We start from the raw sequence: 10044 nt of genomic DNA, 5'->3' as shown, positions 1-10044 counted from the left end.
CCCCCGCCAAGACCCCCTCACCACGACCCACCGTCGTACATCACCGGCGGACGGCACCGACCCGCAGGACGGTCCGCGCGGCGGGCCAGCCTCGCCGAGCTGCGCAAATGTCACGGCCTGGGTCACGGGTGGCGTCGGCGCGCGACCACTACCGTCCGTCGTGGACCTCTTTCCATGTGAGTGGACTCACGGTTTATGTACCGTTTTGTCCGATTTGTCGGTCACTGGCCGAACCGCCACCGACACTCCCCGTGCGGACGATCCCCCGGCCCCGAGACCCGCATCACATTCGCCATTCGCGAACCGCGAACCGCGAACCACACACGCCGTCGACACGATCAGAGCCCGTACGGATCGCCGAACCGACGGGTACCACCACGCCCGGGCGACGATCCGCTCCCCCTCCGGCAGCAGCCCCACGCTGGTCAGCGAGCAGCCGATCCCGCCGCTCCCCCGCCGGGTCGAGGCGTGCGTGCGGGCCCGGGAAGCCGGGGCGAGGGGCACGGGACCGCGATGGCGGACGGGCAACGGGGCCGCCATGCCGCGTGGGCTCCGGGCGACCGGTGACGCGGACGCGGATCGGCGGCGACACGCTGGACCCGCTCGCCCTGGCCCGCGGCTCGCGGCGGGTCCCGTTCCCCCGTGCCCCGCTTCCGTCCGGGTGCGGAAACCTCGAACCTCGGCAGAATCGATGTGTGGGGGACGGCCCCGGCTACGCCGCGGGTGCCTACGTGAGAGGACCATGCCATGCCCGACTTCCACCCGAAGCACGATCACCTGATCGTCAAGCCGATCGGGGGCTCGACCCCGCAGGACCCGGCGAGGTGGAAGGGCGAGGTGGTGGCGGTAGGGCCCGGCCGACAGCTGGAGAGCGGCAAGCCGCACCCGGTGGACGTCAAGGTCGGCGAGAAGATCCTCTTCAACAGGCTCGCCGGATCGGAGATCGAGGTGGAGGGGCAGGAGTACGTCGATCTTCCCGAGGACGAGGTCCTCGCGCTCTCCGCGGAGTAGGGACAGGGCGACGGGCGTACCCGGCGCCCGACGTCTTCGCTCCCGACAGCCCCGGGCCCCCGAGACCTTTGGAGATTCCCGCCATGACCGAGCAGTCACCTGCCCGGATCGGCGTCACCGGACTGGCCGTGATGGGCCGCAACCTGGCCAGGAACTTCGCCCGCCACGGATACCGCGTGGCGGTGCACAACCGCACGCAGGCGCGGACCACGGCGCTGCTGGAGGAGTTCGGACATGAGGGCGAGTTCGTGGCCGCCGGGACCACGGAGGAGTTCGTCGCGGCCCTGGAACGCCCCCGTCTGATCGTGATCATGGTCAAGGCCGGGGCGCCGACCGACGCGGTCATCGACGAGCTGGTGCCGCTGCTCGACGAGGGCGACGTGGTGGTGGACGGCGGGAACGCGCACTTCCTCGACACCAGGAGGCGGGAGGCGGCCCTGCGGGAACGCGGACTGCACTTCGTGGGCAGCGGGATCTCCGGTGGTGAGCAGGGCGCGCTGGAGGGGCCGAGCATCATGCCCGGCGGTACACCGGAGGCCTACCGGGCCCTGGGGCCGTTGCTGGAGGACATCGCGGCCAAGGTCGACGGCAAGCCCTGCTGCACCCATGTCGGACCGGACGGCGCCGGTCACTTCGTCAAGATGGTCCACAACGGGATCGAGTACGCCGACATGCAGCTCATCGCCGAGGCGTACGACCTGCTGCGGCACGGAGCGGGACTGCAGCCCGACGCGATCGCCGAGGTCTTCCGGACCTGGAACGCCGGGCGCCTGGAGTCCTACCTGATCGAGATCACCGCCGAGGTCCTCGCCCACCCCGATGCGGCGACCGGGAAGCCCTTCGTCGACGTCGTGCTGGACCAGGCCGAGCAGAAGGGCACCGGCCGCTGGACGGTCCAGAGCGCGCTGGAGCTCGGCGTGCCCGTGAGCGGGATCGCCGAGGCGGTCTTCGCCCGGGCGCTGTCCGGCGGCGTGCCGCTCCGGCAGGCCGGACGGGGGCTGCCCGGCCCCACCGAGACATGGCTCGACAGCGCGGCGGCGGACCGGTTCGCGGACGACGTCGAGCAGGCCCTGTACGCCTCCAAGATGGTGGCCTACGCCCAGGGCTTCAACCAGATCCAGGCCGGCAGCGCGGAGTACTCCTGGCAGATCGACCCCGGTGAGATGGCCGCGATCTGGCGCGGCGGTTGCATCATCAGGGCTCGGTTCCTGGACCGGATCCGGGCCGCGTACGAGGCGGAGCGGGAGCGTCCCACGCTGCTGACCGACGCGCACTTCCGAGAGGCGCTCGACTCCGCGCAGTCGGCTTGGCGACGGGTCGTCTCGGTGGCGGCCCAACTGGGGGTGCCCGCCCCCGGCTTCGCAACCGCGCTCGCCTACTACGACAGCCTGCGGGCGGAGCGCCTCCCGGCCGCACTGGTGCAGGGACAGCGGGACTTCTTCGGCGCGCACACCTACCGCCGGGTCGACCGGGACGGGACCTTCCACACCCGCTGGGAGGTCGAGGGTCACCCGGAGGAACAGCGCTGATACAAGAGCCGGTGGTAGCCCTCTTCCGGTTCCATGGACAGGCGTTCGTGATGGGGCATCGGGTGGAAGAAGTCGTCACCGTGCACCACGACCGCGTGCCCCGGCCCGCCCAGGTACGCGGCCACCGCGGCTGCGAGCGTCGACTTCCCCGCCCCGGCCCGGCCTTCGAGGGTCACCAGCACGCGGCCGGCTCCCGCGCGTTCGGCGACGGCCGCCGCGATCCGCTCGACCGGTGGTTGGGCCGACGGCGGGTTGAACGGGCGGCCGGCCGCTGGAGCAGGCCTCGCCTGTTCCTTCGTCGAGTCCTTCGCCGAGCCGGTTGGTCGGTCTGTTGCGGTGCCGCTCCGGCGGCCGCGCAGCGCGGAGGCGTGGGCGGCCACCAGGGCCATCACCGCGGCCGTGCCGAAGACGATGACGAGTCCGTGGTGGAAGGGGCCCGCGATGAGTTCGGGGAAGAACCGCGTCCCGGTGACGGTCTGGGCGTTGTGGGCGGGAAGGGTGCTCAGGACACCGCTGGGCCCCAGCAGGTGGCCGATCGGGTTGTCGCCGAGGAAGGTGGCGAACAGCGTGCTCACCGGCGGCAGGCCGGCCAGGTGGCCGGCCGCCTCGGCCGGCACTCCCTGTGCTCGCAGGCCGCTGTCGAGTGTGTGCGGAAGCGTCGCGGCCAGGCCGGTGATCACGCGCGGATCCTGAACAGGCCGAGCTGGAACATCGGGTCGGCGACCTTGGTCTGTGCGACGCAGAACGCGACGAGCAGCGCGGCGCCCGTCGCCAGGCCGCCGAGCACGTAGGGGTTGGTCCAGCCGGTCGAACGGCTGCCGTAGGGCTGGATGCCGTAGGTGATCGAGGCGAGGAGGGCGCCGGCCCCCGCGGTGAAGATGAGGTTGCCGAGCCAGTCGGCGCCACCGCATGCTGGAACAGGTCCGCGAGGCGGCACGGACCGGCCGGAGGACCACGCTCGCCACCCAGGGCCCGTGAGCCCCCTTGCCGTGGGGACCTCGGGCACCCCCCGGTTCACGCCGGTTCGCTGCGGGCGAGCCCGTCTGGCGGCCCTTCCGGCGGGCGGGGAGAATGGTGATCGCAAGGCTTGCCGCCGCGAGACGCGGAGTTGGTAACGAGTGTGAAGAGCTCCCCTCGCCCCGCCGAGTCCGCCACGCCGCTCGCACCCGGGCCCGGCGCCGGTGAGAAGGGGCTCAGGTCGGGCGCCCTGGGGCTGTTCTCGTCGGTGGCGATCGGGATCTCCTCGACCGCACCGGCGTACAGCCTGGCGGCGACGCTCGGAGTGATCGTGGCCGGGGTGGGACTGCAGGCCCCCATCATCACCATGCTGGCGTTCGTGCCGATGCTGTTGATCGCGTACGCCTACCGGGAGCTGAACGCCGTCGACGCCGACTGCGGGACGACCTTCACCTGGGCCACCCGCGCATTCGGCCCACGGGCCGGCTGGATGGGCGGCTGGGGCCTGATCGTCGCCGACGTGATCGCGATGGCGAACCTCGCCGAGATCGCCGGCATCTACGGCTTCCGGCTCGTCGGGCTGGAGTCGCTGGCGACCAGCCGGGTGTGGACCACCGTGGCCGGGGTGGTCTGGATCGCCCTGATGACGGCGGTCTGCTACGTGGGCATCGAGGTGTCGGGGGCCATGCAGCGCTGGGTGCTCTGCCTGGAGGTCGCGGTCCTGCTGCTTCTCGCCGCCACCGCCCTGGTCAAGGTCTACACCGACGGGCCACCGACCGCGATGCACGTCTCCGCCTCCTGGTTCAATCCGCTGCACGTCCCCTCCGCCCAGGCGCTGACCACCGGGGTGCTCGCCGCGGTGTTCATCTACTGGGGGTGGGACACCGCGCTCACCGTCAACGAGGAGACCGCGGACAGCCGGCACACCCCCGGGCGGGCCGCCGTGCTGTCCACCGTGCTGCTGCTGGTCATCTACGGTCTGGTCGCCACCTCGGCACAGGCCTTCGCCGGGGTCGGCACCACGGGCATCGGGCTGGCCAACCCGGACAACTCCGGAGACGTGCTCTCCGGCCTCGGCGGGGCGGTGTTCGGCACCGCCGGGCTCGGCCACGCGCTCACCAAACTGCTGATCCTGATGGTGCTGATCTCGGCGGTCGCCTCCACCCAGACCACCATCCTGCCCTCCGCCCGCACCGTCTTCTCGATGGCCGCGCACAAGGCCGTGCCCTCCGGCTTCGCCCGGCTGCACCGCCGGTTTCTGACCCCGACCTGGTCGACCGTCGGCATGGGGCTGGTGTCGATCGCCTTCCTGGTGCTGCTCACCTCGGTCAGCCACAACGTGCTGGCCGACTCCATCGGCTCGGTGGGCCTGGCGATCGCCTTCTACTACGGCCTGACCGGCTTCGCCTGCGTCTGGTACTACCGCCGGGTACTCACCCGCAGCCGCCGGGACCTGCTGTTCAAGGGCGTGCTGCCCGGGATCGGCGGGCTGATCATGCTGTTCCTGTTCTGCTACGCCGCCTTCCACGTCTACGCCGCCCCCGGCTACGGCGCGACCTCCGTCCGGCTGCCGCTGCTCGGCCGGGTCGGCGGAGTGACCGTACTGGGGCTGGGCGCGCTGCTGATCGGCGCGGCACTGATGCCGGTGGTCACCCGGGAGCACACCGCGGCGCTGCGGCTGCAACGCAGCCTGCTGCCGCATCGACTGCCGACGCTGAGCGCGGTCGAGTCCGCCAGCCGCTACCTGCCGGCCGACACCCGCTCCGGGGTGGGCGGGGACTGGTACGACGTCATCCCTCTGTCCGGCAGCCGGGTCGGCCTGGTGGTCGGCGAGGTGCTCGGCCACGGCCTGCGGGCCGCCGCCGCGATGGGCCGGCTGCGGGCCGGCGTCCGGGTGCTGGCCCGACTGGACCTGGATCCGGAAGAGCTCCTCGCCCACCTGGACGACGTGGTGCGCGAGGAGGACGGCCCGGGCGGCCCACGCGGCGGCGTGACCTGCCTGTACGCGGTGTACGACCCGGTCGACGGCCGGTGCAGCCTGGCCCGGGCAGGCCACGCGCCGCCCGTCGTGGCCGACCCGGCGGGCGGCGTCCGCTACGCGGAGCTGCCGGCCGGACGGCCGCTGGGACAGGGCGGCCCGCCGTTCCAGCGCGCCGAGCTGGACCTGCCGGCCGGCAGCCTGATCGCCCTGTACACGGACGGCCTGGTGGAGGCCGTCGACGGCCGGCGCGGGCTCGCCGAGACGCTGGCCGGGCTCCGCCGGCCGCTGGAGAGCCTGTGCGACGAGGCACTGGCGACCCTGCTGCCCGGGCCGGTGGACGACGACGCCGTCCTGCTGCTGGTCCGCACCCGCCGGCTCGACGCCGGACAGGTCTCCGACTGGGAGCTCGCGCCCGACCCGGCGGCGGTCGCCCAGGCACGTCGCATGGTCACCGGGCGGCTGGACGAATGGGGCCTGGCGGAGCTCGCGTTCACCACCGAGCTGATCGTCAGCGAGCTGGTCACCAACGCGATCCGGTACGCCCCCGGGCCGGTCCGGGTCCGGCTGATCCGGGACCGCAGCCTGATCTGCGAGGTCTCCGACACCGGACACACCTCGCCACACCTACGCCAGGCCGCCCGGGACGACGAGGGCGGACGCGGCCTGTACATCATCGCCCAGCTCACCGAGCGCTGGGGCACCCGCCACACCGAGGACGGCAAGACCATCTGGACCGAACAGGCCCTGCCCGCCGAGGGCTGACGACCACGACCGGGCCGACCACGACCGGCCCCGAGGCGCGGACCGCATCGGGCGGGCCGGAGGCGTCGATGCGGCGCTGCCGGTCGATCCGGGAAGGGAGAGACGCTTGACTGTGGAGGGGGAAACGACGCGGCTGTGAGGACGAGCGGGACAGAAGGGCAGTCCGGTGGCTGATGTCTCGAACACGAGGGCGTGGCGTTCGCCGCAGTTCCTGCCCAGGTGGGCGCACCGCGTCACGATCGGTGGCTATGCGCTGGTCGTGATCGCGGTGGCGCTGGATTTCGCCAGCGGGCCCGATATCACGTTCGCCCCGATGCTCGCCGCCCTCCCCGTACTGGCCGGTGTGGGCGCCCGCCGGGCCACGGTCCCGCTGGCGGCCGGGGCGGTCGCCGGCGCGATCATCGTCGGCATGGCGGCCTACGACGCCGACGTGCCCGCGGTCGTGATGGCGACCGCGGCGGCCACAGTGGTCGTGGTCACCTTCTTCAGCTGCGCCAACGTCGTGGTGGTGGCGGCCCAGGAGCGGGAGCTGGCCAGGGTCCACACGGTCGCCGAGGCCGCGCAGCGGGCCCTGCTGCGCCTGGTGCCCCGGCGGATGGGGCCGCTGGTGGTCGCGGTGCGCTATGTGGCGGCGGAGGCCGAGGCACGGATCGGCGGGGATCTGTACGAGGTGATGCCGACCCCGTACGGGGTGCGGTTGTTCCTCGGCGACGTGTGCGGCAAGGGCTTGGCCGCGGTGGAGACTGCGGCCGACGTGCTGGGGGTGTTCCGTGAGGCCGCGCGGGCCGAGCCGGATCTGGCGGAGGTGGCCAGGCGGCTGGACTCGGCACTCGTCCGTCGTCCGGCGAGCGAGGAGTTCGTCACGGCGGTTCTGGTCAGCATCCCCGACACACCGGGACCGGCGGTCGTGGTCAACTGCGGGCACCCGCCGCCGCTGCTCTGCCATGACGGTCGGGTCAGCACGGTGGAGCCGCCCGTCGAGGCGCCCCCGCTGGCGCTGCTCGGCCTGGTCGGCGGGGACTACCACGCCGGGTCGATCGCCTTCGACCGCGGCGACCTGCTGCTGCTCTACACGGATGGCGTGTCCGAGGCCCGGGACGCGGCGAGCCGGTTCTACCCGCTCGCCCAGCGTCTGGCCGCCCTGCCGCACGGGGAGCCGGACGCCCTGCTGGACGAGCTGCTCCTGGACGTGCGGGCGTACGTCGGCTCCGGGCTGACGGACGACGCGGCCCTGCTCGCCGTCCGCCGGGAGCGGTGACCGGTTCATCGACTCCATCGAAGCGAACCCGCGTACCCCTCCCCCGGGCGCGTCACCACCACGAGGAGCACGGGCCGGGCGACTACCGAGGCGGTTCGGACGACTACCGGTGCGACGGCGGTTGGTGCCGGTACTCCTCCAGCGCCGGCGACGTCCTCATCGCGAGGAAGTTCGTGATGGTGTACTCGGCCAGCCCCGCCACCGAGTACGGATCGCTCTTGGCGATGTCCTCGATCCGCGCCCGGTCGGCACCGACCGCCACGATGACCGCGCCATCGCGGGGGTCCTTGGGGCCCGATGCGATGAAGACGCCGGAGTCGTAGTTCGAGTCGAGCCAGGCGACGTGCTCGGGGTGGGCCGCTTCGATGCGCTCGAGCGGCGCGATGTAGGTCAGCTCAAGAATGAACATGATCAACATGATAGCGCTGAGTAATCGGCTAGTCACGCAGGAGCAGCGACGCTCTGGTCGAGGCCGCCGTCGACGAGGAGCCGACAGTCCATTCGGGCCTCCCGAGCAGCTCCTTCGGGTGGCGATCGGCCACCACCGACCGGCAACGGCCCGGCGGACCCGGCGGCGCCTGCACAATGGCGCGCCCGATGCTGGTGGCCAACGGACGGACGACAGGGATGGCCTCGAACACGCGCGCACACGCACCGCTGGACGGCATGACCATGGTGCTGCGCAAACTCCCGCAGGTGACGGTGCTGTTCTGGATGCTCAAGACGGTCGCCGTCACTCTCGGAGAGTCAGCCGGAGACCTGCTCGGTATCAGCTTCCAACTCGGCTACGTCACCACCGCGTTCCTCTTCCTCGCGTTCTTCCTGGTCGTCGTCGTGGCCCAAGTGCGGGCGAAGCGGTTCCACCCGGCGCTGTACTGGGCGGTGGTGCTGGGCACGAGCATGGTCGGCACCGAGGTATCCGACTTCCTCAACCGCGGATTCGGCCACGGCAGCGCCCCCGACGGCATCGGCTACGCCTCCGGCGCCATGATCCTCGCCGCCCTGCTGGCGCTGGTCTTCCTCGTGTGGTGGCGCACCGGGCAGACGTACGACGTGGAGAACATCTCCAGCCGCACCGGCGAGATCCTGTACTGGATCGCGATCCTGGTCTCCAACACCCTGGGCACCTCGAGCGGCGACTGGCTCTCGGACGACACCGGCCTGGGCTTTCGCAACGCCTTCTTGGCCATCGTGGGCGTCATGGCGCTGATCGTGGCCGCGTACTACCTGACGTCGATCAATCAGACGGTGCTGTTCTGGCTGGCGTTCATCCTCACTCGTCCCCTGGGCGCGGCCGGCGGCGACGCGCTGACCAAACCCGCGGCCGAGGGCGGCCTGGGCTGGGGCACGGCGGGCGGCACCGCAGCGCTGAGCGCCCTGCTCCTGGCCCTGGTCGCCTACCAGACCCGGCAGATCCGCCGCCACCCCCTGCCCCCGCTGCCGGTCCCCGTGGACCGGCGCACCGGACAGTCCCAGCGCCCCAACGGAGCCCTGGTCCAACCGGGGACGCCGGTGGCGGACGGCGAACCGATCGACACGTGACTTCCGCTCCCCGGGCTCGACGGTCAGTCTCGGGGCGCCGATGGAGTTCCTCCAGACACCACTGCAGGAAGCGCCACAGGCCACCACGCTACCCGGCTGACGTCGGAACGACCGTAGAAGCCGACCGGTACGTGGTCGCTCCCCCGTCGCTTCAAGGTGCATGGGCATCTCCGCCGAGAGACGCTGGGCGTATCCGTCTGATGGACCACCGACGACACAGGAGGTGCTCATGAGACGCAAGTACTGTGCAGCGGCCGCCCTTACCGCCGCCGTTCTGTTCACGGGAACAGGGGCGACGTACGAGACCGCAAGCGGCGCCCAGCTTCCCGCTACGCGCAGTGTCGTGGTGAGTACCACCCAACTCCCCACCGAACAACAGATCGCAGCCCTGTTCGACAAGTGGAACGCGGCTTTGGCCACCGGCGACCCGAACCGTGTCGCGGACCTCTACGCTCCCGATGCCGTGTTGCTGCCGACCGTCTCCGACCTCTACACCAGTCGCGCCGGGATCGTCGGTTACTTCACGAAATTCCTGGCGAGCAAGCCCGTCGGAAAGATCCAAGAACGGTTCATCACCGTCCTGGACCGCACGAGCGCCGTCGACACGGGCCTCTACCAGTTCACGCTGACCGACAAGAACGGCGGCAAGTCCACGGTCGACGCCCGCTACACCTTCGTCTACGAGCTGCGTGGAGGCGAGTGGCTGATCCTCAACCACCATTCCTCGGTCCTGCCTTCTTCGGGTTGATCCGACCACCCGTCAAGTCCACCCGGTCGTGCGGGGATGGGACCGGACGTCCGAGGCGGCCGGGGAACGGCACGAGGGCCTGTGTCCGCGCGCATGAGCGCGGGCACAGGCCCTCGTGGGTCACCCCGGTGGTCCCTGTCCGGCCCCGAGGCAAGGGGGCAGCCGAGGGGTCGGCTTAGTACCAGTGGTGGGTCTGCCAGAACGCCCAGGCGGCGTTCGGGCTGCCGTAGCGGGAGTTCATGTAGTCCAGCGTCCA

Annotated in this window: 9 protein-coding genes and 1 pseudogene; 6 read left to right on the top strand and 4 right to left on the bottom strand. The window is 71.6% G+C overall.

Translation table 11 applies throughout. The features are described 5' to 3' along the window. Positions 1-747: 747 nt before the first annotated feature. Both ACH4E7_RS44455 and gndA read left to right on the top strand, forming a co-directional pair. Positions 748-1011, top strand: coding sequence for a co-chaperone GroES (locus ACH4E7_RS44455; protein WP_396254929.1), 264 nt, complete (start codon positions 748-750; stop codon positions 1009-1011). 83 nt (positions 1012-1094) lie between these two features. After that, the gene (gndA, locus tag ACH4E7_RS44450; protein WP_396254928.1) at positions 1095-2540 is read left to right on the top strand and encodes an NADP-dependent phosphogluconate dehydrogenase; all 1446 of its coding nucleotides are present in this window, start codon (positions 1095-1097) and stop codon (positions 2538-2540) included. On the opposite strand, the gene ACH4E7_RS44445 is transcribed toward gndA, so the two are convergent. Both ACH4E7_RS44445 and ACH4E7_RS44440 read right to left on the bottom strand, forming a co-directional pair. After that, on the bottom strand, positions 2519-3220 hold the full coding sequence (locus ACH4E7_RS44445) for a hypothetical protein (protein WP_396254927.1): 702 nt from the start codon (positions 3218-3220) through the stop codon (positions 2519-2521). The two genes, gndA and ACH4E7_RS44445, sit on opposite strands and share 22 nt — an antisense overlap. Next, entirely contained in the window at positions 3217-3477 is a 261-nt protein-coding gene (locus tag ACH4E7_RS44440; RefSeq protein ID WP_396254926.1) for a hypothetical protein, read from the bottom strand. Before ACH4E7_RS44440 ends, ACH4E7_RS44445 begins: the two co-directional genes overlap by 4 nt. A gap of 183 nt (positions 3478-3660) precedes the next feature. Between ACH4E7_RS44440 and ACH4E7_RS44435 the strand changes: the two genes are divergently transcribed. Continuing rightward, positions 3661-6240: a SpoIIE family protein phosphatase gene (locus ACH4E7_RS44435; RefSeq protein ID WP_396254925.1), complete on the top strand. Its 2580-nt coding sequence runs from the start codon at positions 3661-3663 to the stop codon at positions 6238-6240. A gap of 166 nt (positions 6241-6406) precedes the next feature. After that, positions 6407-7498: a PP2C family protein-serine/threonine phosphatase gene (locus tag ACH4E7_RS44430; RefSeq protein WP_396254924.1), complete on the top strand. Its 1092-nt coding sequence runs from the start codon at positions 6407-6409 to the stop codon at positions 7496-7498. Between the two features lie 103 nt (positions 7499-7601). Here the strand turns inward: ACH4E7_RS44430 and ACH4E7_RS44425 are convergent, their stop codons facing one another. Next, positions 7602-7907: a YciI family protein gene (locus tag ACH4E7_RS44425; protein ID WP_396254923.1), complete on the bottom strand. Its 306-nt coding sequence runs from the start codon at positions 7905-7907 to the stop codon at positions 7602-7604. Between the two features lie 218 nt (positions 7908-8125). Here ACH4E7_RS44425 and ACH4E7_RS44420 point away from each other — a divergent pair, with 218 nt between their 5' ends. Together ACH4E7_RS44420 and ACH4E7_RS44415 are read left to right on the top strand one after the other, a co-directional pair. After that, a complete protein-coding gene (locus ACH4E7_RS44420) occupies positions 8126-9040 on the top strand; it encodes a hypothetical protein (protein WP_396254922.1) in 915 nt (304 codons plus the stop codon). A 229-nt stretch (positions 9041-9269) separates the two neighbouring features. Beyond that, positions 9270-9788 carry an SgcJ/EcaC family oxidoreductase gene (locus tag ACH4E7_RS44415; protein WP_396254921.1) on the top strand — a complete coding sequence of 173 codons (519 nt, stop codon included), beginning with the start codon at positions 9270-9272 and terminating at the stop codon, positions 9786-9788. A gap of 175 nt (positions 9789-9963) precedes the next feature. Here ACH4E7_RS44415 and ACH4E7_RS44410 read toward each other — a convergent pair. Continuing rightward, positions 9964-10044, bottom strand: a pseudogene (locus ACH4E7_RS44410) (lytic transglycosylase domain-containing protein); the annotation flags it as partial.

Origin of the sequence: Kitasatospora sp. NPDC018058, assembly GCF_044327205.1 — a bacterium.
Taxonomy (GTDB): Bacteria; Actinomycetota; Actinomycetes; order Streptomycetales; family Streptomycetaceae; genus Kitasatospora.
Note: the sequence above shows the minus strand (reverse complement) of the source record. Positions and strands in the feature narration are given on the sequence as shown.